The sequence below is a fragment of the Pseudoduganella chitinolytica genome (assembly GCF_029028125.1).
Taxonomy (GTDB): Bacteria; Pseudomonadota; Gammaproteobacteria; order Burkholderiales; family Burkholderiaceae_D; genus Rugamonas; species Rugamonas chitinolytica.
Genome location: NZ_CP119083.1, coordinates 3,038,021 through 3,062,429 on the forward strand (window position 1 = coordinate 3,038,021; position 24,409 = coordinate 3,062,429).

21 protein-coding genes and 1 pseudogene are annotated in these 24,409 nt (G+C 66.6%); 9 read left to right on the top strand and 13 right to left on the bottom strand.

All coding sequences use genetic code 11. The features are described from left to right. Window positions 1-7: 7 nt before the first annotated feature. From ggt to PX653_RS13465, 10 genes are all read right to left on the bottom strand, one after another. Window positions 8-1,783, bottom strand: coding sequence for a gamma-glutamyltransferase (ggt, locus tag PX653_RS13420; protein ID WP_277418348.1), 1,776 nt, complete (start codon window positions 1,781-1,783; stop codon window positions 8-10). 64 nt (window positions 1,784-1,847) lie between these two features. Next, a complete protein-coding gene (locus PX653_RS13425; RefSeq protein ID WP_277418349.1) occupies window positions 1,848-2,615 on the bottom strand; it encodes a 3-hydroxyacyl-CoA dehydrogenase in 768 nt (255 codons plus the stop codon). 152 nt (window positions 2,616-2,767) lie between these two features. Then, window positions 2,768-3,331, bottom strand: a complete 564-nt coding sequence (locus tag PX653_RS13430) for a hypothetical protein (protein WP_277418350.1) — start codon at window positions 3,329-3,331, stop codon at window positions 2,768-2,770. Between the two features lie 163 nt (window positions 3,332-3,494). After that, on the bottom strand, window positions 3,495-5,651 hold the full coding sequence (locus PX653_RS13435; RefSeq protein WP_277418351.1) for a sodium-translocating pyrophosphatase: 2,157 nt from the start codon (window positions 5,649-5,651) through the stop codon (window positions 3,495-3,497). A gap of 180 nt (window positions 5,652-5,831) precedes the next feature. Further along, window positions 5,832-6,488 (bottom strand): adenylate kinase, encoded by a 657-nt coding sequence (adk, locus tag PX653_RS13440; RefSeq protein WP_277418352.1) that lies wholly within the window; start codon window positions 6,486-6,488, stop codon window positions 5,832-5,834. A gap of 125 nt (window positions 6,489-6,613) precedes the next feature. Beyond that, on the bottom strand, window positions 6,614-7,363 hold the full coding sequence (gene kdsB / locus PX653_RS13445) for a 3-deoxy-manno-octulosonate cytidylyltransferase (protein ID WP_277418353.1): 750 nt from the start codon (window positions 7,361-7,363) through the stop codon (window positions 6,614-6,616). A 3-nt stretch (window positions 7,364-7,366) separates the two neighbouring features. Then, window positions 7,367-7,543 (bottom strand): Trm112 family protein, encoded by a 177-nt coding sequence (locus PX653_RS13450; protein ID WP_277418354.1) that lies wholly within the window; start codon window positions 7,541-7,543, stop codon window positions 7,367-7,369. Beyond that, complete coding sequence (gene lpxK / locus PX653_RS13455; protein WP_277418355.1) at window positions 7,524-8,558, bottom strand: tetraacyldisaccharide 4'-kinase; 1,035 nt, start codon at window positions 8,556-8,558, stop codon at window positions 7,524-7,526. The genes PX653_RS13450 and lpxK overlap by 20 nt, the downstream gene beginning before the upstream one ends. Before the next feature lie 28 nt (window positions 8,559-8,586). Beyond that, entirely contained in the window at window positions 8,587-9,009 is a 423-nt protein-coding gene (locus PX653_RS13460) for an ExbD/TolR family protein (RefSeq protein WP_277418356.1), read from the bottom strand. A 15-nt stretch (window positions 9,010-9,024) separates the two neighbouring features. Further along, window positions 9,025-9,630, bottom strand: a complete 606-nt coding sequence (locus PX653_RS13465) for a MotA/TolQ/ExbB proton channel family protein (protein ID WP_277418357.1) — start codon at window positions 9,628-9,630, stop codon at window positions 9,025-9,027. Window positions 9,631-10,668: 1,038 nt separating this feature from the next. Here PX653_RS13465 and xseA point away from each other — a divergent pair. Further along, window positions 10,669-12,033 (top strand): exodeoxyribonuclease VII large subunit, encoded by a 1,365-nt coding sequence (gene xseA, locus PX653_RS13470; protein ID WP_277418358.1) that lies wholly within the window; start codon window positions 10,669-10,671, stop codon window positions 12,031-12,033. A 306-nt stretch (window positions 12,034-12,339) separates the two neighbouring features. Further along, entirely contained in the window at window positions 12,340-12,918 is a 579-nt protein-coding gene (gene sodB, locus PX653_RS13475) for a superoxide dismutase [Fe] (RefSeq protein ID WP_277418359.1), read from the top strand. 59 nt (window positions 12,919-12,977) lie between these two features. Here the strand turns inward: sodB and PX653_RS13480 are convergent, their stop codons facing one another. Together PX653_RS13480 and PX653_RS13485 are read right to left on the bottom strand one after the other, a co-directional pair. After that, window positions 12,978-16,100 carry a heparinase II/III domain-containing protein gene (locus PX653_RS13480; protein ID WP_277418360.1) on the bottom strand — a complete coding sequence of 1,041 codons (3,123 nt, stop codon included), beginning with the start codon at window positions 16,098-16,100 and terminating at the stop codon, window positions 12,978-12,980. Between the two features lie 105 nt (window positions 16,101-16,205). Next, window positions 16,206-16,946: pseudogene (locus PX653_RS13485) on the bottom strand (SDR family oxidoreductase). 108 nt (window positions 16,947-17,054) lie between these two features. Between PX653_RS13485 and PX653_RS13490 the strand changes: the two are divergent. Then, window positions 17,055-17,969, top strand: coding sequence for a LysR family transcriptional regulator (locus tag PX653_RS13490; protein WP_277418361.1), 915 nt, complete (start codon window positions 17,055-17,057; stop codon window positions 17,967-17,969). A gap of 87 nt (window positions 17,970-18,056) precedes the next feature. Continuing rightward, window positions 18,057-19,100: an SDR family oxidoreductase gene (locus tag PX653_RS13495; protein ID WP_277418362.1), complete on the top strand. Its 1,044-nt coding sequence runs from the start codon at window positions 18,057-18,059 to the stop codon at window positions 19,098-19,100. A gap of 77 nt (window positions 19,101-19,177) precedes the next feature. Here the strand turns inward: PX653_RS13495 and PX653_RS13500 are convergent, their stop codons facing one another. Further along, a complete protein-coding gene (locus tag PX653_RS13500; protein WP_277418363.1) occupies window positions 19,178-19,579 on the bottom strand; it encodes a hypothetical protein in 402 nt (133 codons plus the stop codon). 195 nt (window positions 19,580-19,774) lie between these two features. Here PX653_RS13500 and PX653_RS13505 point away from each other — a divergent pair, with 195 nt between their 5' ends. The 5 genes from PX653_RS13505 to PX653_RS13525 are packed head-to-tail and all read left to right on the top strand — an operon-like array spanning window position 19,775 to window position 24,405. Continuing rightward, window positions 19,775-20,047: a DUF4148 domain-containing protein gene (locus tag PX653_RS13505; RefSeq protein WP_277418364.1), complete on the top strand. Its 273-nt coding sequence runs from the start codon at window positions 19,775-19,777 to the stop codon at window positions 20,045-20,047. Between the two features lie 3 nt (window positions 20,048-20,050). Further along, a complete protein-coding gene (locus PX653_RS13510) occupies window positions 20,051-21,493 on the top strand; it encodes an efflux transporter outer membrane subunit (protein ID WP_277418365.1) in 1,443 nt (480 codons plus the stop codon). Between the two features lie 54 nt (window positions 21,494-21,547). Next, on the top strand, window positions 21,548-22,042 hold the full coding sequence (locus PX653_RS13515; RefSeq protein WP_277418366.1) for a MarR family winged helix-turn-helix transcriptional regulator: 495 nt from the start codon (window positions 21,548-21,550) through the stop codon (window positions 22,040-22,042). A 25-nt stretch (window positions 22,043-22,067) separates the two neighbouring features. Beyond that, window positions 22,068-24,215 (top strand): FUSC family protein, encoded by a 2,148-nt coding sequence (locus PX653_RS13520; RefSeq protein WP_277418367.1) that lies wholly within the window; start codon window positions 22,068-22,070, stop codon window positions 24,213-24,215. Beyond that, window positions 24,205-24,405 carry a DUF1656 domain-containing protein gene (locus PX653_RS13525; protein WP_277418368.1) on the top strand — a complete coding sequence of 67 codons (201 nt, stop codon included), beginning with the start codon at window positions 24,205-24,207 and terminating at the stop codon, window positions 24,403-24,405. The genes PX653_RS13520 and PX653_RS13525 overlap by 11 nt, the downstream gene beginning before the upstream one ends. Window positions 24,406-24,409: the final 4 nt, after the last annotated feature.

Genomic DNA, 24,409 nt, shown 5'->3' on the forward strand with positions numbered 1-24,409 from the left:
ACCTTGCCTACTCGCCCCGCACGATCCCCTCGCGGCGCGGATCGGCGCCACCGAACCACGCATCGCGGCCGTCGCGGGTGACACGCTGGATGCCCTGCAGTCCGGAGTTCTGCTCGAACAGGCGCACTTCGTGGCCGCGCGCCTTCAATTGCTGCACGGTGGCGTCCGGGAAGCGCCCCGCTTCCAGTTCCGTGGGCCCGTTGCGACTGCCGAAGTTGGGCAGGCTGATGGCCTGCTGCACGTCCAGGTGCCAGTCCAGCGTCCCCACCAGCACCTTGGCGACATAGTTGATGATCGCCGAGCCGCCCGGGGAACCCGTGGCCAGCACCAGTTTCTTCGTCGCCTTGTCGAACACCAGCGTGGGCGACATCGCACTGCGCGGGCGCTTGCCCGGCTGCACGCGGTTGGCGATCGGGCCGTTCTCGTCCACCGCATCGAACGAGAAATCCGTCAGCTGGTTGTTCAGCATGAAGCCGTCCACCATCTGGCGCGAGCCGAACGCATCCTCCACCGACGTCGTCATCGACAGGCCGTTGCCGTACCGGTCGACGGCGACCAGGTGCGACGTGGACGGCTTGTCCAGCGCCGTATCCGTGCCCCACGCCACTTGCATGCCCTGCGGCGTGCCGGCACGGGCGCTGCCCATCGACTGCGTGCCGATCAGTGCGGCACGCCGGGCCAGGTAGCGCTTGTCCAGCAGCGCCGCGACGCCGTTGCCGGGCAGCGGGACGAAGTCGGTATCGGCCACGTAGCGGTTGCGGTCCGCGTAGGCCAGCCGGCCCGCCTCGGTGAACAGGTGCAGTGCGTGGGCATCCGGCACGCCGTTCACCGGCGGGTGCGCGGCGATGTCGGTCGACTCCAGGATGCCCAGCATCTCGGCGACGGCAATGCCGCCGGACGACGGCGGTGGCGCGCCGCACACCGTCCACTTGCGGTAATCGCTGCAGACCGGGTCACGCTCCCTGGCGCGGTAGTCGGCGATATCCTTGGCGGTCAGCAGGCCCGGATTGGTCGGATGGTTTTTCACCTTCGCCGCGATGTCGCGGGCGATACGGCCGTGGTAGAACGCGTGCGCTCCGCCCTTCGCCACCTCGCGCAGCGTTTGCGCCAGCTCGGGGTTCTTCAGCAGGTAACCGACGGGGCGCGGCTGGCCGGCACTGTCGTAGAAATAGGCCGCCGCCACCGGGTCGCGCGTGAGGCGCTTCTGGTCGTAGCGCAGCAGCGCGTGCAGGCGCGGGCTCACGTTGAAACCCTTGTCGGCCAGCTCGATGGCCGGCTGGAACAGCGTGGCCCACGACAGCTTGCCGTGCTGCTTGTGCGCCAGCTCCAGCATGCGCAGCACGCCCGGTGCACCCGTCGAGCGGCCGCCCACGATGCCGGTCTCGCGCGATACGGGCTTGCCGTCCTTGTCCAGGAACAGCCGTTCGGTGGCGGCCATCGGCGCCGTTTCGCGGCCATCGTACGAACGGACCTTGCTGCCGTCGAAGTGCACGAGGAAGGCGCCGCCACCGATGCCGGAAGACTGCGGCTCGACCAGGGTCAGCACCATCTGCGTGGCGATCGCCGCGTCGAGCGCGGTGCCGCCTTGCTTGAGCATGCGGTAGCCGGCCTCGGTGGCCAGCGGGTTGGCGGCGGCCACCATGTAGTGCGACGCGGTCCAACCGGTCTTGGTGGTGTAGCCGGTGGCGATTTCGGGCGCCGCCTGCGTCGCATCCTGGGCATGCAGCGCGGGCGCCGCGCACAGCAGCGCGGCGGCCCAGGCCAGATTCTTGAAACGATTCATCGACTCTCTCGCAAAACAAAACGCGCAGGCGGTCCCGCGCGCTCGTGATTGCGGCAATGCTACCTTATTTCGGCTGCATCCGGATGGCACCGTCCAGGCGGATCGTCTCGCCGTTCAGCATGACGTTCTCGATGATCGCCTTGGCCAGGTGCGCGTATTCGTCCGGCTTGCCCAGGCGCGGCGGGAACGGCACCATCTTGCCCAGCGCGTCCTGCACCTCGGCCGGCATCCCCAGCAGCATCGGCGTCTCGAAGATGCCCGGGGCAATCGTCATCACGCGGATGCCGCTGCGCGACAGGTCGCGCGCCATCGGCAGCGTCATGCCGGCCACCGCGGCCTTCGAGGCGGCGTAGGCGGCCTGGCCGATCTGGCCGTCGAACGCGGCAACCGACGCGGTGTTGACGATCACGCCGCGCTCGTTCTGCGCGGCCGGTTCGGTCTTGCCCATCGCATCGGCCGCCAGCCGGCACATGTTGAAGGTGCCGACCAGGTTGATGTTGACGGCGCGCTGGAACACGTCCAGCGGATGCGGGCCGTCCTTGCCGACGGTTTTCACCGCGGGCGCGATGCCGGCGCAGTTGACCAGGCCGCGCAACGTGCCGAATGCGGTCGCGGCCGCGACAACGGCCTGGCCGTCCGCCTCGGACGTCACGTCGCAACGCACGAAGCGGGCCGTGTCGGCGCCCAGCTCGCGCGCCAGCGCCTCGCCCGCCTCGGCCTGCACGTCGGCCAGCACGACCTTGCCGCCCGCCTGCGCCAGCATGCGCGCCGTCGCGGCGCCCAGGCCGGACGCGCCGCCCGTGATGATGAATACGTTACCCTCGATCTGCATTATCCGTGTCTCCTTCATGGTGGGTGACGTTTACGTTAACGTCAACCGCTATTGTAGCGCGCTTGCAAGGGTCTGTCCCTGCACAGGGACTGACCCTGAAGTTCGCCAGGTCCGGGAGAACGCCAGCGGGCCAGACGCCGGCGACCGCTGTCCTACATGCAGGTAATGACCCCGGCGGCGCTGCTGCACAAGCGCCCGCTGGGACTCGTCAGCACGGGGCCGTTGTACTGCGTGCCGGCCGCGTCGCGGCAGCCGGCCGGGCCGCACGTGGCGGGCACCGGCTGGCTGACACCGGGCGGCGGCACGGCAAAGGCGCCGGGCGCATGGTTGACGTAGGGCGACGGCGGCGGCGTGGCCGACGTGGCGGGCGGCGGCATGGCCTGGCCCGTGCGCGGCGTCAGCTGGAACAGCGTCGCCGGCGTATCGCCTGCCGGTGCCGCGGGTGCGGCGCTGACAGGGCTGGGATCGGGGACGGGCGCGGGCGCGGGCGCGGGATAGTCCTGCCGCGGCACCGGCCGGCGCGGCAGCGGGCGTTTCGTCGGCGCCGTGCGGCAGGGTTCGACGGCCAGGCCGCGCCCGTCCGGCCGCAGCTTGCAGACCGGCAGGCGGGCGTAGGCCGCGCGCTCGGCGGGGGTGGCGGCAGGGGCGGCGTACAGCAGGCATGGCAGCGCCGCCAGCATGGCGGTGACGATGCCGTGGCGGATCGTGGGGGTCATCGGGCACTCCGGGTCGTTGGCCGATGATACGCCCGTGGCACGGGCTGGCGCCGCACTGTTGGCCGATGAGCAGCGAGAAGCAACCCGTGGTGTCAGCCGCCCATCTGCGGATCGGAGACCCGCAGATGGGCGGCTGACACCGTGCTTGCTTGTGACACCGGCATCAGCGCTGCGCCTTTACCTCTGGCAGCGGGCGCGCCGGCGCCGCTTCGGCCGCCACCTGCGCCTTGGCCGGCCCATGGGCCAGCAGGGGCTCGGCCGTCACGGCCAGCCAGCCCGTCGTCGGCAGCAGCGGCACCAGCAGCAGCGCGACGATGTTGATGATCTTGATCAGGGGATTGACGGCCGGGCCGGCCGTGTCCTTGTACGGGTCGCCCACCGTGTCGCCCGTGACGGCCGCCTTGTGCGCGTCCGAACCCTTGCCGCCGTGGTGGCCGTCCTCGATGAACTTCTTGGCGTTATCCCAGGCGCCACCGCCGGTGGTCATCGAGATCGCCACGAACAGCCCGGTGATGATGGTCCCCATCAGCATGCCGCCCAGCGCGGCGGGCCCCAGCAGCATGCCCACCAGGATCGGCACGACGACCGGCAGCAGCGATGGCACGATCATCTCGCGGATGGCGGACGCCGTCAGCATGTCCACCGCCTTGTCGTATTCGGGGCGGCCGGTGCCGTCCATGATGCCCTTGATGTCGCGGAACTGGCGCCGCACCTCGACGACGACCGCGCCCGCCGCACGCCCTACCGCCTCCATCGCCATGGCGCCGAACAGGTAGGGAATCAGGCCGCCGATGAACAGGCCCACGATGACCATGGGGTTGGACAGGTCGAACGTCATCGACTTGCCGACCGACTCCAGCGCGTGCGTGTAGTCGGCGAACAGCACCAGCGCGGCCAGGCCCGCCGAGCCGATCGCGTAGCCTTTCGTGACGGCCTTGGTGGTGTTGCCCACCGCGTCCAGCGGGTCCGTGATCGCGCGCACCGAGTCGGGCATGCCGGCCATCTCGGCAATGCCGCCGGCGTTGTCGGTGATGGGCCCATAGGCGTCCAGCGCGACGATGATGCCGGCCATCGACAGCATCGCCGTGGCGGCCACGGCGATGCCGTACAGGCCGGCCAGCTTGAACGACACGAGGATGGCCACGCACACGGCCAGCACGGGCCACGCGGTGGACTTCATCGACACGCCCAGGCCCGCGATGATGTTGGTGCCGTGGCCGGTCGTGGAAGCGTCGGCGATGTGGCGCACCGGCGTGAAGTCGGTCCCCGTGTAGAACTCGGTGATGTACACCATCAGCCCGGTCAGCACGATGCCGACGAACGTGGCCCCCATCATCTTCCAGCGCATCGTGTCGTCGGTCCACAGCAGCCACGTGACGATGGCAAAGCCGATCAGCGACAGGATCGCGGCCCACCACAGTCCCGTGTACAGCGCGGACATGATCTTCTTGCCCGGCTTCGCCTTGACGAACAGGCAGCCGACGATCGACGCCAGGATCGACACCCCGCCCAGCAGCAGCGGGTACAGCATGGCGTCGTGCGGCGCATCCGTGATCACCAGCGCGCCCAGCAGCATCGTCGCGATCAGCGTGACGACATAGGTCTCGAACAGGTCGGCCGCCATGCCGGCGCAGTCGCCCACGTTGTCGCCCACGTTGTCGGCGATGACGGCAGGGTTGCGCGGATCGTCCTCGGGAATGCCCGCCTCGACCTTGCCGACCAGGTCGGCGCCCACGTCGGCGCCCTTGGTGAAGATGCCGCCGCCCAGGCGCGCGAAGATGGAGATCAGCGAGGCACCGAAGGCCAGCCCGATCAGCGGCTTGACGACGTCGTGCGCCGACAGGGCAGGCGCCGGATAGGCGGTGGCGGAGAACGTCGTCAGCATCCAGTAGAACAGCGCGACACCCAGAAGGCCCAGGCCGACCACCAGGAGTCCCGTGATGGCGCCGCCGCGGAAGGCGATGTTCAGGGCCTCGTTCATGCCGACGGACGCGGCCTGCGCCGTGCGCACGTTGGCCCGGACGGACACGTTCATGCCGATGAAGCCGCAGGCGCCGGACAGCACCGCGCCGATCAGGAAGCCCAGTGCCGTATGGGCGCCCAGCAGGAAGTAGATGGCAACGAGGAGGATGACGCCGACGATGCCGATCGTGCGGTACTGGCGGGCCAGGTAGGCACCCGCGCCCTGCTGGATCGCCATGGCGATTTCCTGCATGCGGGCGTTGCCCGCGTCCTGCCCCAGGATCCAGCTGCGTGAAACCAGCCCGTACACGACGGCGACGATGCCGCACGCCACGGCAAACCACAAACTAGCTGCCATAAGTCCCCCTTTGTTATCGGATCTTCAGTGAACAACGCCTTTTCAGAAAACCGTCCAGCGGACGGCCTGCCAAACCACGTGCTGCAAAAATCGCGATACCGCCGATCGGAGGACCGGCGCGTACTAGCCAGCAAACCCAGCCATAAAAAAAAAGCGGACCCGCAGGTCCGCCTTGTCGCGTTACTCCGCCAGCGCGGCAAACGCCCGGTCGCGGATTTCCTCCACCGGACCCACGCCTTCGATGCGGCGGTATTTCGGCGCGATCGGATCGCCCGACTTGGCCCATTCGTTGTAGTAGCCCAGCAGGACTTCGGTCTGGTTGTGGTACACGTCCAGGCGCTTCTTCACGGTCTCGGCGCGGTCGTCGTCGCGCTGCACCAGCGGCTCGCCCGTGACGTCGTCGAGGCCATCCACTTTCGGCGGATTGAACTTGACGTGGTACACGCGGCCCGAACCCTGGTGGCAGCGGCGGCCGTCGATGCGCTCGATGATCGATTCGTCGGGCACGGCGATTTCCAGCACGTAATCGATCTTCACGCCGGCATCCTTCATCGCATCGGCCTGCGCGATGGTGCGCGGGAAGCCGTCGAACAGGTAGCCATTGGCGCAGTCCGCTTCCTTCAGGCGGTTCTTCACCAGGCCGATGATGATATCGTCCGACACCAGCTGGCCAGCGTCCATGACCTTCTTGGCGGCGATGCCCAGTTCGCTGCCGGCCGCGATGGCGGCACGCAGCATGTCGCCAGTCGAAATCTGAGGAATATTGTATTTTTCCTTGATGAAGTTGGCCTGGGTGCCCTTGCCGGCGCCGGGAGCTCCTAACAGAATGAGACGCATGAAAATTCCTAGAACGTTTTTAATAATATGGTAAGTGTGTCAGGGTTGTGACGAAACTTACCACAAAACGCCGCCGCAACGCCACCTTGGGAGCGTTTTAGCCACGTAATTTGATCGGACTTTTTTCAGTCGAAGTGACGGCGCACGCGCTCCAGGTCGTCAAGCGTATCGACCCCGGGTGCCGGCGCGGCGTCGGTGACGTGCACGGCAATCGGGTAGCCGTGCCACAGGACGCGCAATTGCTCGAGCGCCTCGATGGCCTCCAGCGGCGATTGCTCCAGCGCCGGGTAGGCCTGCAGGAAATCGTTGCGGTAGGCGTACAGGCCGATATGGCGCAGCGGCGCATAGCCGGCCGGCAGGCTGGCACGGCTGGCCGCAAACGCGTCGCGCGCCCATGGAATCGTCGCGCGGCTGAAATACAGCGCGCGGCCGGCCTTGTCCAGCACCACCTTCACCACGTTCGGATTGAATGCGTCGGCCGCGCCGTCGATCGGATGGGCGCAAGTGGCCATCGGCACGTCGGCGCCGATGCGCGTGGCGCACGCGGCCAGCAAGGCCGGGTCGATCAGGGGTTCGTCGCCCTGCAGGTTGACGACGACGGCATCGGGCGCCAGGTCCAGCGCGCGCGCCACCTCGGCGATGCGGTCGGTGCCGGACGGGTGGTCGGCACGCGTCATGCAAGCCTCGATGCCATGCTCGGCGCAAACGGCGCGGATCGATTCATGGTCGGTGGCGACGATGATGCGCGCCGCGCCGGACAGGCGGGCACGCTCGGTCACGCGCACGATCATGGGCTTGCCGCCGATGTCGGCCAGCGGCTTGTTCGGCAGGCGCGTGGACGCCAGGCGGGCCGGGATGATGACGACGAACGACACCGCTTACTCGACCGTGTCCTGCAGGGTGCGGGCCTCGTCGGCCCACATGATGGGGATCCCGTCCCGGACGGGGAACGCCAGGCGGTCGCCGCGGCAGATCAGTTCCTGGGCCTTCTTGTCGTGCACCAGCGGGCCCTTGCAGACAGGGCAGACCAGGATATCAAGCAAACGTGCGTCCACGGCATTTCTCCACAATGTGTTCGGCCAGCGCGGCATCGATGCGCGCCGTGACCGGAACGACCCACAGCCGGGGATCGTTTCTCAGTTCTTCAATGTGCGCACATTTTACTGCATCCTTCTCCGTCATCAAGATCAGGTCCGCGTCCAGCGCCCGCAGCGGATTGTCGAGGAAGTCGTGGTGGTCGGGCAGCGCCAGCTCGGTGCAGGAGAGGCCGGCGCCGGCCAGCATGCCGAAGAAGCGCGCCGGGTTGCCGATCCCCGCGACCGCGGCCAGCTTGCTCCCGCGCGCGGCCAGGGCCGCCAGCGGCACCCGCTCGCGCCGGTCGGCCAGGCGCTCGGCCACGTCGCCCGTCAACGTCATCTGGAACAGCGGGCCGCCATTGGCCAGCGTGCGCGCCAGGCGGGGTGTCAGTTCCGGGGTGTTGACGACGGTGACGTCGCGCCGCCGGCCCGGCGGCTCGCGCAGCGGCCCGGCCGGCAAGGTCCAGCCGTTGCCGGTGCCGCGCCCGTCGAACAGCACCACCTCGACGTCGCGCCGCAGCGCGTAATGCTGCAGGCCGTCGTCGGTGACGATGACGTCCACGGCCGGATGCGCGGCCAGCAGTGCCCGCCCCGCCGCCACGCGGTCGCGCCCGACGACGACGGGACAGCCGGTGCGGGTTGCGATCAGCACGGGCTCGTCGCCCACCTGGGCCGGCGTGGACGACGCGGTGACGGGCCTGGGCAGGCTGTCCTTGGCGCCGAAGCCGCGCGACACGACGCCCGGCGTCAACCCGGCGGCGCGCAGCTGCTCCACGAGCCAGATCGTCAATGGCGTCTTGCCGGTGCCGCCGATGAAGATATTGCCGACCACGACGACCGGCACGGGCAGCCCCGCCGAGCGCAGCAGCCTGGTGCGAAACAGCAGCCGGCGCAGCGCGGCCAGGGTGCGGAACAATAGCGACAGGGGATACAGCGCGCAGGCCAGCGGGCCGCGCCGCAGCCACGCGCGCGTGAGGGTGGATTCCAGCGACATCGTCAGGAAACGGCGAACGCGGCGCGCACTATTTGCCGCCGCCCGTCTGGGCCGCGAACGTCAGCCGGTCGAAGCCGGCGATGCGCGCCGCCTCCATTACGTTGACGACCATCTGGTGCATCGCGAACTGGTCGGCATTGACGACGACGACCGGGTTGGCGCCCGGCTTGGCGGCGCTTCGCAAAGACTGCGCCAGCGCGGCCACGTCGCGGAACGACACGGGCGCGCCGTTGACGGTGTAATTGCCTTTCGCATCGACGGTCACGTCGATCTGGTTCGGCTGTTCGACGGCCTTCTCGGCATCGGCCGTCGGCAGCGTGATCTGCAGCTCGGTGAACTTGCTGTAGGTGGTCGTCACCATCAGGAAGATCAGGATCACGAGCAGCACGTCGATGAACGGAATCAGGTTGATTTCCGGGTCCTCGCGGCGTTGGCCCTTGCGGAAGTTCACGGCGGGTCGCTCCGGTTATTTGCGCGAGTTGTGCACGACGTCGACGAAGCGCACGGCCTGCTGCTCCATCTGGATGACGAAGCTGTCCACCAGCGCGCGGAAGTGGCGGTAGAACACCAGCGTCGGCATCGCGATGGCGAGGCCGAAGCCCGTGTTGTACAGCGCGACCGAGATGCCGTGAGCCAGCTGGGCGGGATTGGCGCCGCTGGGGTTCTGCGCGCCGAAGATCTCGATCATGCCGACCACGGTGCCGAACAGGCCCATCAGCGGTGCCAGGGTGGCGATCGTGCCCAGCGTCGTCAGGAAGCGCTCCAGCGTGTGCGCAACCCCACTGCCCGCCTCTTCGATCGATTCCTTCATCACTTCGCGCGGCGCGTCGACGTTCTTCAGCGCGGCCGACAGCACGACACCCAGCGGCGAACTCGATTCCAGCTTGGCGATGATGTCCGGCGTGACATTGCCGCTCTTGTAGATGCGCACGACCTCGTCCAGCGTGCTGGGTGGCAGGATGCGGGCGCGCCGCAGCGACATCAGCCGCTCCACGATCAGGGCGGTGGCGACGATGGAAGCGATCAGCAGCAGCCAGATCGGCCAGCCGGCGGCTTGAAAGATGGCGAGCAAAACGAACTCCTCGATGAATGGGCAGGCAGTAGCCAGACGCGCAATGTAGCGTGTTGGCGGGCGCTCGGCAAGTACGGCCGCGCTGCCGTGCACCCGTCGGCCGGACCTTTGCACAGCGTGGCGCGCTTCTTCACATTTTCTGTGGAAAACATTGTGAGGAACGCCAACAACAGTCGCCAACGCGTTGATTCTAAAGGACAAAAACGCAGTGCACAAAGTTTGCGCAGCACGGCGAAGCAGCACCGTCTGTGCGCTTCTTCACATTTTCTGTGGACAATATTGTTAGCAATGGCAGGGCGCTAGACGCAAGTCATTGATATTGCTGTGTTTTTACACGGTGCGCAATTTAGTTGCAGCGCTGCCCCAAGCAGTACCGGAGCGAATGTTCGGTTCTGCACATAAACTGTTGATAAGACTGTTGGCAATGGCAACTACTGCTGAGTAAGTCATTGATTGCTATACTTTAATTGGTGCTGCACTAAAATTATGCAGTAACGGAAAACTGCCGAGTTTTCCCGTCATGCAAGGATCGCGCCCCCCTTCTGCACAAAAACTGTGGACAATATTGTGCGCAAGCGCTGTAGCTATCGGTAAGCGTATGATTTCATTGGACTTTCTGCCTATGCTCATTTTTAAGGCAAAGGGAGGAGAGCGAAACCACCAGCCAGCCGCCACGGCAAGGGCGACAGGGGCCGCCCATGCTTCTGCACAGTTTCTGTGGACAATATTGTGGGGAAGACCAACGTGTTCCCGCCAAGTGGTTGATAGGAAAGGGAAAAATGTCTCTGCGGCATTTTTTGGCACGGGTGCCGACGTTATCCCCGTTTGCTCACAGATTCTGTGGATATCTTTGTGCGTAACAACCGTCGCCTTCGCCAAAGTCCTTGATATGTAAGAGAATTCTTACGCTGCACGCGAATGCGGCATTTCGGTTTACGTTTACAAATCAAGCGTTTACAAAAAGGCCTTGCAGCAAAATGCGAGATATGACATAAGCATGACCGCTCGATGACAGTGTGGATAGCCTCCCAGGACACCATGAACCAGACCCCCAATTCGCCCGACCCCGCTTTTGAACAACCTGCCGTTATCACGGTCAGTGCGTTGAACCAGGCCGTCGGCCGGCTGCTGGAGCGCTCGTTCCCCCTGACGTGGATCGCGGGCGAGATTTCCAACTTCACGCGGGCCAGCTCCGGCCACTGGTATTTCACGTTGAAGGACGATGCGGCCCAGGTGCGCGCGGTCATGTTCCGCGGCCGCGCCCAGTATGCCGGCTTCGTGCCGCGCGAGGGCGACAAGGTGGAAGTGCGCGCCCTCGTCACGCTGTACGGCCCGCGCGGCGACTACCAGATCAACGTGGAGGCCATCCGCCGCGCCGGCGTGGGCGCCCTGTTCGAAGCGTTCATGCGGCTGAAGGAAAAGCTGGCGGCGGCCGGCCTGTTCGACGAAGGTCGCAAACGTCCCCTGCCCCTGTTCCCGCGCACCATCGGCATCGTCACGAGCCCCCAGGCTGCGGCGCTGCGCGACGTGCTGACGGCCTTGCGCCGGCGTGCACCGCACGTGCGGGTGATCCTGTATCCCACCCTCGTGCAGGGCCAGCTGGCGGCCGCGCGCATCGCCGAGGCCATCGACACGGCGTCGAACCGGGCCGAGTGCGACGTGCTGCTGGTTTGCCGGGGCGGCGGCAGCATCGAGGACCTGTGGTGCTTCAATGAAGAAGTGGTGGCGTACGCCATCGCCAATTGCCACATGCCGGTAATTTCCGGCGTCGGCCACGAGACCGACTTCACCATCGCCGACTTTGCCGCCGACCTGCGCGCGGCAACTCCCACGGCGGCAGCGGAACTGGCCGCGACGCCGCGCGGCGACTGGCTGGCCTCGCTGCGCGCGGACGCAACCGACCTGCGCCGCGCCCTGCGCCGCACGCTGGACGACGCCGCGCAGACCTTGGACAACCATGCCCGCCGCCTGCAAAGTCCGTCGGCGCGGATCCGCCAGCAGCGCCTGCAGTTGCTGGCGCTGTCGACGGCCATGATGCATGCCAACCGGGCGCCACTGAATACGGCCCGCCACACAGTGGAACGGCTGGGCGGCCGCCTGGCCGCGCGCCGCCCCGACACGCGCCCGGTGCGCGCCCACCTGGCCGCGCTGCAGCACCGCTGCACCGTCAATATCGGCAACGGCCTGGCGCAGCGCCGCAAGGCGCTGCAGGCGCTGGCCGCCCAGCTGGAGCTGCTCAATCCCCAGCGCACGCTGGAGCGGGGCTATGCGATCGTCACCAGCGACAAAGGCGCCATCCTGCGCTCGCCCGGCCAGATCCAGCCGCGCGCCACGCTGACGCTGCGCCTGGCCGAGGGCAGCGCGCAGGTGCAGGTGGCTGCCGTGCAGGCGTCGCTGGAGTAAACCCGCACGCCTCAGGCTTGGGGACTGTCCCTCCGGGACTGTCCCCGGTTTTCATCGCTGACGCCTGAATAGCCCAGGCTCCTCACGGCCTGCGATAAAAACCGGGGTCAGTCCCCTCGATCCGACGCCGACCGGGGCAGGCGCCACCACTTACCGGGGACAGACCCCTGCGGCTCAGCGGCCGCAGGCGATCTCACGCCCTTAGCCGCACGTTTTGCAGGGGTTTTCAACAACGCCCCAGCCAACGCATTACAATAGTGGTCGATCTGGCAAACTGATTGTTGTCTCAACCAAAAGGAAACAAATATGGAACATACCCTGCCGCCACTGCCGTATGCGATGGATGCCCTGCAGCCGCACATCTCCAAGGAAACGCTGGAATACCACTATGGCAAGCACCACCAGGCCTACGTGACGAACTTGAACAACCTGATCAAGGGCACCGAGTTCGAAAACCTGTCCCTGGAAGAGATCATCAAGAAATCGTCCGGCGGCGTGTTCAACAACTCCGCGCAGGTGTGGAACCACACGTTCTACTGGAACTGCATGGCCCCGAACGCGGGCGGCGCAGCCACCGGTGCGGTCGCCGACGCGATCAACGCCAAGTGGGGTTCGTTCGACAAGTTCAAGGAAGAGTTCAGCAAGTCCTGCGTGGGCAACTTCGGCTCCGGCTGGACCTGGCTGGTGAAGAAGGCCGACGGCACCGTCGACATCGTCAACACGTCCAACGCGCAGACCCCGCTGACGACGGCCGACAAGCCACTGCTGACCTGCGACGTGTGGGAACACGCGTACTACGTCGACTACCGCAACGCCCGTCCGAAATACGTCGAGACGTTCTGGAACCTGGTCAACTGGAACTTCGTGAACGAGCAGTTCGCCTGAGCGTTCGCCAGCTGATAAAAAAAACCCGCCGCGGCGGGTTTTTTTTTGGACTTCGACGATTACAGCGTCAGGCTGCCCTCGCCCCGATTGATCTCGATGACGCCCTCCGGTGCTTTCGTCCCCGCCGCATCGCGCACCAGCTTGACGCGGGTCGCGCCGTCCGGCACCAGTTTGTAGGCCGCGTTCTTGTCCAGGCCAACCACCAGCGTTGGCGTGCCCTTGCCGACCGCCGCCGTCCAGCTGATCTCGGCGATGCCGGGCGCGCCGCCATGGAACACGATGACCTGGCCGTCGGCCATTGCCACGGCGACGGCATTGCCGTCGGCCGACAGCAGCCGCGCCGTGTCGGAGACCGCAGCTGCGACGTTGCCGCCGTTGTCGATGTCGTCGACGTGCAGTACGTTAAGGAAGTATTGTGTCGCCCCCTTGCGTGGCGCGGTCTTCGGCGAGATTTCGACACGCCATGCGCCCATGTCCGTGGTTGGCGAATCGCCCTCCATTGTAATATTGTCGGATTTTTCCAGCTTTGCATAGTTCTGCCATTCCAGCTTGTCGCCGATTCTCGTACGCACCAGGAAACGACAGTCTGTTCGGTCCTGAGGTTTCGTTCCCAGGATCTTGTCTTCTGCCGGGGTGCAGTCGTCGCCTTCACCCTTGCCGCCCGAAAGCACTACATTGGCGGTTGCGGGCAACAGCGTCTGAACCGTGACCATGCCCTCGCCGTTTCGAATCGTCAGCGGACCAGGGACGTCGTCCTTGAAACCGAACACGTACCTTCCTGTGCGGTTCCCGGTCGCCGCGATCGTGCTGGTCGGCTTGTTCACGCTGTGCAGCAACGTCGTGATCTCGAGGTTGTCCTTAGCCGGGCGCACGCTGTCGAACACCAGCACCTTCGGTTTCTGGCGCTCGTTCGCGGGGTGCAAGTAGACCATGCTGCGCAGGAAACCCGCCACCGGGTCGAGCTTGTTGTTGACGTACGCCTTGCTGGCATTGCCCGTGACGTACGAGTAGTCGCGACCGTTCTTGCACGTGACGACGCCGTCCAGCGCGTTCTTGCCACCTGGTTGGATATCGCGCAGTTGCGGCCTTTCTTCGCGGTTACCCAGCCACTGGCCGCCATCCACTGACAGGTTGCTGACGGTGCTGAGGGAGAACGTCTCCTCGGGATCGAGCACCGTGATCGTGTTGTGGGCGATCGAGCGGATATAGTAGTTGTGCCAGTGATTGCTGCCGTACTTGTCGTAGTGGCCCGAATCCAGCAGCAGCGGCGCCTTGTAGTACAGCGAATAGCTGTTCTGGTCCATATGCTGGTGGTTCATCGAAATGAACGAGGCGGACTTGAATTCCAGCAGCGTCGCCTTGGCGAAGTCCCACGTGTCACGCATCATCACATTGCCCGCGTTGCGGAAGTGGCGCGACAATTTCAGATCGTCGAAACGCTCACGCTGTACGTTCGAAGGGTACAGCAGACGCTCCCAGAACATGCCGCTGTTCGCTCGTTTTACCAAATCCTTGCTGTTTCGGTTCGGTACGACGTAGTTGTCGTAGAAGAAGGCAGACCGCTTGTCGGCTGCCACGGCCATTGCCGCGGCTGCCATCTCGCCGGGCGTGCCAGCCTCGACACGGAAGTAATCTCCGCGTGCCGGATAGCTGCCATCGCTACGCAGGCCGTAGATGTAGGGATAGATCAGCGCTGGCAGCGCCGCGAGGGTTGGGGTCCCGGCCGGCTCCGGGGGTGCACCCGGCAGTCGCGGCGCGAGATCTGGCAGGTTCAGCGCCCGCCGCCACACGACGAGCCGCTCGGCGGTATCGCCGCCGCCTGAATGGGAATAGGCAAACAGCGCGTGGCTGCCGCCATCGGCCGAGTAGAAATCGCGCGCTGGCCAGAAGCCCTTGGCGAAATGGTCGTAAATCGTGTTGAGCATGGCGCGCACGTCCGCGTTGCCGTCTGCCTCGGTACCGATGGCCAGCAGGCCGAGCGCGACGCCGGCGTTGGCGCTTTGCGTATGCCCGCTGACGTAAGTGGAAGCGATCGTGGGTTTCCAGCCGTCGACGACCAGTACAGGTTTTTTTGCACAGTCGAATCCATTCGGCCCCGTTACTACTGTCTGGGAATAGCCGCATATGGAGTGCACGAGATCGTCAGCGCCATTTTTTGGAGCCGGCGCTGCGATCGTGTCGCGGATCGCCTTGGCCAGTTTCGCGCGCTCGTCCGTCGTGAGCCGGTCATACAACCAGTCATAATACAGGCCCATCGCACCTACGCGCGCGGCCATGTCCCACTCGCCGCCCTTGGTACGATCAACGCCCTCGCCGTCGTTGGTAACGCGCAGTAAAAAATCGATGTGCTTTTTGGCAGCAGCAAACAAATCGGGGTGTTCCGTCATGCGAAACGCGGTCGTCAGCCGTTGCGCGGCCTCGATGATGGTGGCTCGACCGCCCTCATTGCGGTCGCAGCCGCCCTTCTCCCCGAGTTTGCCACCTGTCGGGATGTCGCAAGGTTTCAGGACACTTTCCGTCACCCACGCATTAGCAAGAAAGCCGCGCCATGACCGGTGCAATTCAAGGTCGATCTCGTCGCTATGCCATGTTTGCACGCCGTTGTCCGAGAGCGTCAGGTTCGTGATGCGGTCGCCCAGGTGGCCGAAGAACGAGAATTGCTGCCCCGCCGGCGACCAGGAGACCGTGCTGGGCCACGACTTGACAATCTGCCCTCCACCGACCACCCGTGCCGCTACCTGCCGCAAGTCGACGTTATAGTCGAATTCAACCTGGTTGTCGGCGTTCAGCTTGAGATACAGCTTGTCGCGCATCACATCAGCACCGCCTGCAATGACCGCGACCTCCAGCGCGATCGTACCGGCGGGCGCGGACGCATTCGAATAGCGGAAATAGAATCGGTTACCCTTACCTGAATGCTGACCGAAGACCTCGGTGTCGGCCAGGTCGTGCGTACCGCGCGGCTTGGGATTGAGCGTAAAGACTAGCTTGCCCTTCTTGGCCGGCAGCGACAGCGGCCCGACCGCCGCTTCCTGGCGGACCCGATCCAGGTCGGCCTGCGTAGCCAGCAACCGCGGGTGGCCGGTGCGGACTTCGCGGGGCATGTCCGCATACGCCGAGCTCACCCACAGCAGTGCGATCGCCGCGGCAATCCGGGTTTTTCCGTGCAGAGTACGAGTCATCTCTTTTCCATTCGATTAGTTGCAAAATATACATGCTAGCCGACGGAACCCCGCGCATTATTCACCAATTGTCACTTGCGGTGACTACTTTTTACAGCTGCCTCACTAGACGATCCCCCCATTCACCCGCACCGTCTGCCCGTTCACCCACCCGCCCGGCTGCGCCAGGAACGCCACCGCATCGGCGATATCGTCCGGCTGCTAAAGCCGCTGCAGCGGCGCCATCTGCGCCAGGCACTGCACCTGCTCGTCGCTCTTCCCGTCCAGGAACAGCTCGGTGGCCGTCGGCCCTGGCGCCACGGCGTTGACGCGGATTTCGCGGCCCCGCAACTCCTTGGCCAGGATGTTCGTCATCGTCTCCACTGCCGCCTTGGTGGCCGCGTACACGGCGTAACCGGGCATGGCCAGGCCGACCAGGCTGGTGGACAGGTTGACGATGCGGCCGCCCTGCGCCAGCCGCGTGGTGGCGGCGCGCAGCGTGTTGAACGTTCCCTTCAGGTTGACGCCGACCATCCAGTCGAACGCGGCGTCGTCCGTGTCCGCAACGTGCGGCAGTTGTGCCGGCATCACGCCGGCATTGTTGACGAGGACGTCCACGCGGCCGAAGCGTTCGATGGCCGCATCGAACAGGCGCGCGACGGCGGCGCTGTCCGCCACGTCCGCCTGCACCGCGCTGGCGTTGCCGCCGCCGGCTGCGATGGCGGCAACGACCTGTTCGGCATCCGCCGCGCGGCCGGCATAGTTGACGACGATGGCATAACCATCGCGGGCGAGGCGCTGCGCGATAGCGGCGCCAATGCCGCGCGAGGCGCCGGTGACGATGGCAACTGGCTGCTGGTGATTCATGATGCGCTCCCGTGGGTTGTCGATGGAGCCAGTATGGCCGTGTACGCCGATTGAATAAAGACGGGCTACTTGGCTACACTATGCAATCAACGACAATAATCACGCACCATGGACCGCTTTGATGCAATGCGCCTGTTCACCCGGATCGTCGAGCTGGGCAATTTCAGCCGGGCCGCCGACGACCTCAAGCTGCCGGCCGCGACGGCGACGCACACCATCCGCCAGCTCGAGGCGCGCCTGGGCGTGCAACTGCTGCACCGGACCACGCGCAAGGTCGCTCCCACTTCGGACGGCCAGGCGTACTACCAGCGCTGCCTGCGCATCCTGGCGGACGTCGAGGAAACCGAAGCGGGCTTTGGCCACAGCGGCGTGGCGCCGAAAGGCAGGCTGCGCATCGACCTGTCCACCCTGGGCCGTGTGTTCGTGCTGCCCCGGCTGGCGGAATTCTTTGCCCGCTATCCGGACATCGAACTGGAAGTCGGCCTGGGCGACCGCCGCGTCGATCTCGTCGGCGACGGCGTCGATTGCGTGCTGCGCGTGGGCGAATTACCCGATTCGACGATGGTCGGACGACGCGTCGCCACCCTGCCGCAAGTGACGTGCGCCAGCGCGGCGTATCTCGAGGCCCACGGCGCGCCCGCCACGCTGGACGACCTGCGCGCCCACCTGGCGGTGAACTGGTATTCCGCCGCGAGCGGAAAGATGCTGCCGTTCGAGTTCGACGTGGACGGCGTGCCGCGCAGCGTGACCTTGCCCGGCAAGGTCAGCGTCAGCGAAGGCGAGGCGTATGTCGCCTGCTGCCTGGGCGGCATGGGGCTGGCGCAGTTGCCGCGCTACCGGGTGGAAGTGCTGCTGGCGGACGGCACCTTGCGCGAGGTACTGCCGCAGTGGCGTCCGCCCTCCCTGCCCGTCACCGTGCTGTACCCGTACCAGCGGCAGCTGTCGCCGCGGGTCCGGGTGTTTGCGGATTGGGTGGCGGAGGTGATGGCGGGGGTGGACAGCGCCTCGCCCCGGGTTTATTAACCGGAAGTACCGTACGCCGCCGCCTGCCTCTTGCTAGTACGATAACCCGCACATTCAGCCAACCAGACAAGGAAGAAGGAGTCCAGCATGCGTTTGAAAAAACTGTCGGACCAGGTCATCGTGATCACGGGGGCCACCAGCGGCATCGGCCTGACGACCGCCCGCATGGCGGCGGCCCAGGGCGCGAAGCTCGTCCTGGCGGCGCGCGCCGAGGATGCGTTGCACCAGCTCGAGAAGGAACTGCAGACGTTCGGCACCGAAGCCCTGGTCGTCCCCACCGACGTGGGCGACAAGGCCGACGTGGCGGCACTGGCCAAGGCGGCCGTCGCCCGCTTCGGCCGCATCGATACGTGGGTCAACAATGCGGGCGTGTCGATCTTCGGGCGCCTGCAGGAAGTGTCGGACGACGACAGCCACCGCCTGTTCCAGACCAATTTCTGGGGCGTCGTCAACGGCTCGATGGAAGCGGTGAAGCACATGAAGAAGCACGGCGGCGCGCTGATCAACCTGGGCAGCGAACTGTCCGACGTGTCGGTGCCGCTGCAGGGCATGTACGCCGCGTCCAAGCACGCGGTCAAGGGCTACACGGACAGCCTGCGCATGGAACTGGAAAAGGACAGCGTACCGATTTCCGTCACCCTGATCAAGCCGGCCGCCATCGACACGATGTTTGCCGTGCATGCAAAGAACTACATGGACGTGGAACCGAAGCTGCCCAGCCCGATCTACGCGCCCGAGCTGGTGGCCGAAGCGATCCTGTATGCGGCCCAGCATCCAAAGCGCGACGTGCACGTGGGCGGCGCGTCGAAGATGAATTCGGTCGGTGGCTTCCACCTGCCGCGCCTGTTCGACAAGATGGGCGAGACGATGATGTGGAGCGGGCAGCGCAGCAACCGTGCCTCCCGCTCAGGGCGCCAGGATGCGCTGCACTCGCCGGACACCAGCCATGAACTGCGCCAGCGCGAAGGCATGGGCGACGTGGCGGAGTCGTCGCCGTACACCCAGGCCGCGCTGCGCTACAAGCCCCTGAAGCTGGCCCTGCTGGGTGGGGGCGCGCTGGTGGCCGCGTGGATGCTGTCGCGCTCGGGCACCACGCGGGTGTCGGGCGACGGGATCAACCCGCCGCATTGATCGGCCCATGGTGTCAGGCACCGATCCGCAGGTTTGCAACCTGCGGATCGGTGCCTGACACCCAAGGGTTTACTTCTTCAAGCCCCCCGCTCCACATCCTCGTCATCGCCGTCCTCGCCCGGGAACGGCATCGTCTCGATATGGTCGACATTGATGTCGGCGCCGTCCGGCGACGTCGTGTCGCGGCCTACCGTGGCGCGCTCGCCCGTGCCGCCCGCATCCGAGTCGCTGTCCAGGTCCGCATCGCCCACGTCCGGACCGGCCGTGCCGCCCGCCGTGCCCAGGTCGTCATCCTCGTTGGTGCCCCGGTCGAGCCGGTTCTCCTCGACTTGCTGGGCCAGGCCGGAGCCGCCCTGCACGTCGCTGCCGGAATCGGACGTGTCGCTGGGACCCAGCGCGCCGGTGCCGTGGCCACGGCCCAGGACGCGGTCGGGCGCCTGGGGGAAGTTGTCGGGATCGAGTGTGCTGGTACCGCTCATGATTGCCTCCTTCATTGCTGGTCGCCGCAAGCGCGGCATTGCAATTACTCTAACAAAGCCGGCGATCCCGCGTCGCACCCCACGTTCGCCGCACGGACATAGAGTTTCTTTATCGCACTAATTGAAACTACCTATTTCACAAATGTACTATTCATCGATATACTTCCTGCATACTCGACATTCCAGGAGGTCATCATGAAAACCGCTTACTACCTTGTTGCCGCCCTCACCCTTGCCGTTGCCGGTGCCGCCTTCGGCGCCGATGACACGCAAGGCGCCGCCGCTGCCGCGCCGGTCGCTGCCGCCGTCGCCACGGCCCGCACGCCGCAGGTCAACGTGCCGGCAGTCCGTGCGCTGACGCGTGCCGAAGTCCGCGCACAAGCCGTCGAAGCGCGCCGCAATGGCACGCTGGTCGAAAGCGAGGCGGACATGGACGTTGCGCAGACCAAGCGCCACTACGCCAGGTAATCCATGCGGTCGCTGCGCCTTTCCCTGGCCGCCATGGCAGCCACGCTGGTTGTGGCGGGCTGCGCCGACATGGGCGACGTCAAGCCGCAAGCCCATGCGCTGCACCCTGCCGGCCTGGCCGCCGGCAGCGCTATCGCGGCGGCGGCCGACCCGGTGGCCGGCTGGCCCCGCGAGGAATGGTGGAAGGCGTTCGGCGATCCGCAGCTGGACCGGCTGATGGCGGCAGCGCTGGCCGGCAACCCGACACTGAAAGTGGCACAGGCCCGTGTGCGCCAGGCCGAGGCGCTGGCCGGCGTCGCCCGGTCGGGCACCCTGCCGCGCGTCGATGCCTCGGCCTCGACAACGCGCGAGCTGTTTGCCAGCCACGGTTCGGCGCCGGCCGCGATTGCCGGCAGCTGGCAGTGGTACAACGCGGCCACCTTGACGGGCTCGTACGATCTCGACCTCTGGGGCCGCCAGCACGACCTGCTGGCGGCAGCCGTCGATGCGACGCACGTGGCCGCGGCGGAAGCGCAAATGGCGCGGCTGGCCCTGCAGACGGCAATCGTGCATGACTATATCCAGCTGTGGTACCGCCACGCGTTGCAGGACAGCGTGGCCGAGAGCCTGGCGCAGCGCCAGCGCATCCTGGCGATCGCCCGCAAGCGCCGCGAGGCCGGCCTGACGGGCGAGCTGGACGTGGCAGCCATCGAAACGACACTGCCGGCGGGCCGGCGCGAGCACGAGGAGATCGGTGCATCGATCGCCGTGCTGCGCCACCGGCTGGCGGCACTGATCGGCAAGGGACCGGGCGACGGCGACGCGATCGCCCGGCCAACGCCGGCCCTGCTGGACAGCGGCCGCCGCCTGGGCGGGCTGCCCAGCGCGCTGCCGGCCGAGCTGGTGGGGCGCCGGCCCGACATCGCCGCGCAGCGCTGGCGCGTCGAAGCCGCCGCCAGTGAGATCGAGGCGGCCAGGGCGGCGTTCTACCCGAACATCAATATCGCCGCGTTTGCCGGGCTGCAATCGTTCGGCTTCGCGCGGCTGCTGGAAAGCTCGGCCCGCACGATGGGCGTGGCGCCGGCTGTGAGCCTGCCCATTTTCGAGGGCGGCCGGCTGCGCGGCCAGTTGGGCGAGCGCACCGCGGCCTACGACGCGGCCGTCGAACAGTACAACGCAACGCTCGTGCAGGCGCTGGCCGATGTTGCCAATGTGGTAGCAAAGATACACTCTGCGCAACAACAGGAACAGCTGGCGCAGCGTGCATTGGCGTCCGCGCGGCGGGCCGAAACGCTGGCCGAACAGGCCTACAAGGCCGGAATGACGGACTATCTCGGGGTATTGCAGGCAAAACTGACGTTGCTGGCCGAACAGGAGCAGCTGCTCCGGGTGACCGGCGAGCGCCTGGACAACTACGCCAGCCTGATGACGGCACTGGGGGGAGGGATGGAAATTCATTTCCCCTAGTGCAACCCCCTTGTACAATCAGGGTTTTCGATATCCCTGCACAGGAGTGCGTAGATGAGCAGTTTCGATGCCACCAACAAGCGCCTACAAAACATCCGTGGCCGCATCCCGGCCTTCCCGGAAGATCACATGCGCCTGCTGCGCATGACGTATCACGTGCAGAAGCGGATGAAGGACTTGTCGAACGCCGTACTGCGCAAGTACGACCTGGTGGACGCGAGCTACATGGTGCTGGCCGTGCTGTACGGATCGGAAAACGAAACGTCGACGGCCTCCGCGCTGGGCGAAGCCTGCATGGAAAAGCCGGCCAACCTGACGCGGGTCTGCAACGACCTGGAAACGCAAGGCCTGGTCACGCGCGGCAATCGCCCGGGCGACCGCCGCTGCGTGATGATCTCGCTGACCGATGCGGGGCGCCGCCTGATCGAACAGGTGATGCCGGAAGTCTGGCAACGCACCACGCGTGCCTACGACGGTTACACCGCCGAGGAGATCCGGCTGCAGGAGAAGCTGTTCCTGCGCCAGCTGGACAATCTGGACAACCTTTAAGGCCCGAGCGGGCCATGAAAGCAAAATGGCCCAAGGCAGTACCTCCTTTCCCGACCTACCGGCCTGGCTGGCAGCGCAGCTGCGCGGCTGGGCCGCCAGCGACGGCGAACGCCTGATCTTCGTCGCCCGCAGCGCCTTCGCCGCCTTTCTCGCGCTGTGGATCGCGTTCCGGCTCGGCCTCGATTCGCCCGGCACGGCGATGACGACCACCTTCATCCTGGCCCTGCCCTCCTCCGGCATGGTGCTGGAAAAAGCCTTCTACCGCCTGCTCGGCACCATGGTCGGCTGCGCCGCCGCGCTGCTGCTGATCGCGCTGTTCCCGCAGCAGGCCCCGCTGTTGCTGGCCGGGCTTTCCCTGTGGGTCGGCCTGTGCACGGCCGGCGCCGCGCTGCACCGCAACCAGCAATCGTACAGCTTCGTGCTGGCCGGCTACACGGCATGCATGATCGCGGTGCCCGCGCTGGAGCACCCGGCCGGCGTGTTTGCCGCCGCCGTCACCCGCGCCACCGAGGTCGGGCTGGGCGTCATCGTGGCCGCGGTCGTGCATGACGTGCTGTTCCCGCGCGCCCACGGACGCCAGGTGCAGCGCACCGTGCAGGCCCGCTACGACAGCTTCCTGGCCTTCTGCCGCCAGCTGCTGGACGGCCAGCTGACGCCCGCGCAGGCCGAACTGGCGCACCTGCGCTTTGCCGCCGACATCGCCGCGCTGGAGTCGGGCCGTGCCGCCGCCTTCTTCGAAACAGGCCACGCGCGCGGCCACACGCGCCAGCTGCATGCCTTCAACGGCGCCTTCATGGCCGCGCTGACCACGTTCTACACGTTGCACCGGCTGCGGCACCGGGCCGATCCCGTCTCCCCTGTGCCCGCTCTGGCCGCGCCCCTCCATGCCGTGCTGGCCGATGCCCTCGATGGCCGCAACGCCGCGGCGCTCGAACAGCTTCCCGCACAGCTGGCGCCCGCCGCCGCGGCAGCGCGCGCGGCCTTGGCAGCGCACACCGGGCTTGCGCCAGGCACGGTCATCGACGCCGAAACGGCCATCGAGCTGGCCGAACGCTGCGCCACCCAGCTGGCGGCCTTCGCAACCGTCTACGGCGGCCTGGCGCGCAACGAACGCCAGCAGGTCAGCGAGCCGCAGGCCTACGCACCGAAGACGCCGCCCGGCATCGTGCTGGCCAGCGGCGCCCGTGCCGCGTTCGCGCTGCTGGCTTCCGCCACGCTGTGGTACTGGCTGGCCTGGGGCCAGCTGGCGACGTCGCTGGTCATGACGACCGTGTTCTGCGCGCTGGCATCGAGTTCGCCCCGCCCCACCGCCATGGTGAAACAGGTGATGACGGGCTTCCTGCTGGCCACGCCGCTGACGTTCGCCACCGAGTTCCTGCTGGTGATCCGCGCCAGCGACTTTGCCATGCTGGTGCTGGCGGCCCTGCCGCTGTTCGCGCTGGCGCTGTGGCTGATGACGGACCCGAAGCGGGCCGGCATCGGCATCGGCATGGCGATGTTTTCCAGCCAGTTCGTCGCCCCCGTCAACCTGATGCGCTACGACGCCATGGGCATGGTCAACGGCATGCTGGCGCAGATCGCCGGCGTGCTGCTGGCCTGGGTGATCTTTGCCGTGCTGCTGCCCGGGCACACGATGGGCAACCGCGCGCACGTGCGCGCCGCGCTGTGGCGCGAAGCGTCCGCCACATGCCGCCGGCGCCTCGGACACCAGGGCGGCGCCCGGCTGCGGCACCGCTTCGACAACCGTGTGCGCGACCTCCTCAGCCAACTCAATGCCGCCGCGGGCCCCACGCCGCCGGCCGCTACCCGCGCCGTCGTGCGCGAAGGCCTGACCTTGCTGGAGCTGGGCCATGCCGTCATCGAACTGCGCGTGCTGCTGGCCGCCCCGACGGACGGTCCCGTGCCGGCTGCGCTGCGGACGGCCCTGGCGCGACTGGCAGCGTACCTGCGCGCGCCCGTCGCTGGAACGAATGCCGCCGCCGCGGCCGCCACCGTGACTGCGCTGCTCGATGCCGGCACGGCCATCCGTACGGCGCTGGCCGACGGTCGCTGCGAGCCTGCCCGCGCCGCCCGACTGCGCACGGCGCTGGCGGACCTGCACGCCATCTACACGTCCCTGCTCGACCAGGCCGACGACACCCTTGACCCGACCGGAGCACATCATGCCGCGTGAACTGTCCATCGTGGGCATCCTGATTCCCACCATCCTGCCCGTGTTCCTGGGCTGCCTGTTGCTGCAGGGCGTGCTGGACCGCGTGCTGACCCATGCCGGCGTCTACCGCCGCCTGTGGCACCCGGCGCTCGCGCGCCTGTGCCTGCTGGTCTGCATCGTGGGCGGCGCGACCGCCTGGCTGTACCGATAATCCT

Coding starts and splice junctions, on each gene's coding strand:
- PX653_RS13525 (WP_277418368.1), top strand. CDS start 24,205: ATGCCGCGTGAACTGTCCATCGTGGGCATCCTGATTCCCACCATCCTG.
- PX653_RS13430 (WP_277418350.1), bottom strand. CDS start 3,331: ATGACCCCCACGATCCGCCACGGCATCGTCACCGCCATGCTGGCGGCG.
- PX653_RS13425 (WP_277418349.1), bottom strand. CDS start 2,615: ATGCAGATCGAGGGTAACGTATTCATCATCACGGGCGGCGCGTCCGGC.
- ggt (WP_277418348.1), bottom strand. CDS start 1,783: ATGAATCGTTTCAAGAATCTGGCCTGGGCCGCCGCGCTGCTGTGCGCG.
- PX653_RS13515 (WP_277418366.1), top strand. CDS start 21,548: ATGAGCAGTTTCGATGCCACCAACAAGCGCCTACAAAACATCCGTGGC.
- lpxK (WP_277418355.1), bottom strand. CDS start 8,558: ATGTCGCTGGAATCCACCCTCACGCGCGCGTGGCTGCGGCGCGGCCCG.
- PX653_RS13510 (WP_277418365.1), top strand. CDS start 20,051: ATGCGGTCGCTGCGCCTTTCCCTGGCCGCCATGGCAGCCACGCTGGTT.
- PX653_RS13520 (WP_277418367.1), top strand. CDS start 22,068: ATGGCCCAAGGCAGTACCTCCTTTCCCGACCTACCGGCCTGGCTGGCA.
- sodB (WP_277418359.1), top strand. CDS start 12,340: ATGGAACATACCCTGCCGCCACTGCCGTATGCGATGGATGCCCTGCAG.
- PX653_RS13435 (WP_277418351.1), bottom strand. CDS start 5,651: ATGGCAGCTAGTTTGTGGTTTGCCGTGGCGTGCGGCATCGTCGCCGTC.
- xseA (WP_277418358.1), top strand. CDS start 10,669: ATGAACCAGACCCCCAATTCGCCCGACCCCGCTTTTGAACAACCTGCC.
- PX653_RS13490 (WP_277418361.1), top strand. CDS start 17,055: ATGGACCGCTTTGATGCAATGCGCCTGTTCACCCGGATCGTCGAGCTG.
- PX653_RS13495 (WP_277418362.1), top strand. CDS start 18,057: ATGCGTTTGAAAAAACTGTCGGACCAGGTCATCGTGATCACGGGGGCC.
- PX653_RS13505 (WP_277418364.1), top strand. CDS start 19,775: ATGAAAACCGCTTACTACCTTGTTGCCGCCCTCACCCTTGCCGTTGCC.
- PX653_RS13480 (WP_277418360.1), bottom strand. CDS start 16,100: ATGACTCGTACTCTGCACGGAAAAACCCGGATTGCCGCGGCGATCGCA.
- adk (WP_277418352.1), bottom strand. CDS start 6,488: ATGCGTCTCATTCTGTTAGGAGCTCCCGGCGCCGGCAAGGGCACCCAG.
- PX653_RS13500 (WP_277418363.1), bottom strand. CDS start 19,579: ATGAGCGGTACCAGCACACTCGATCCCGACAACTTCCCCCAGGCGCCC.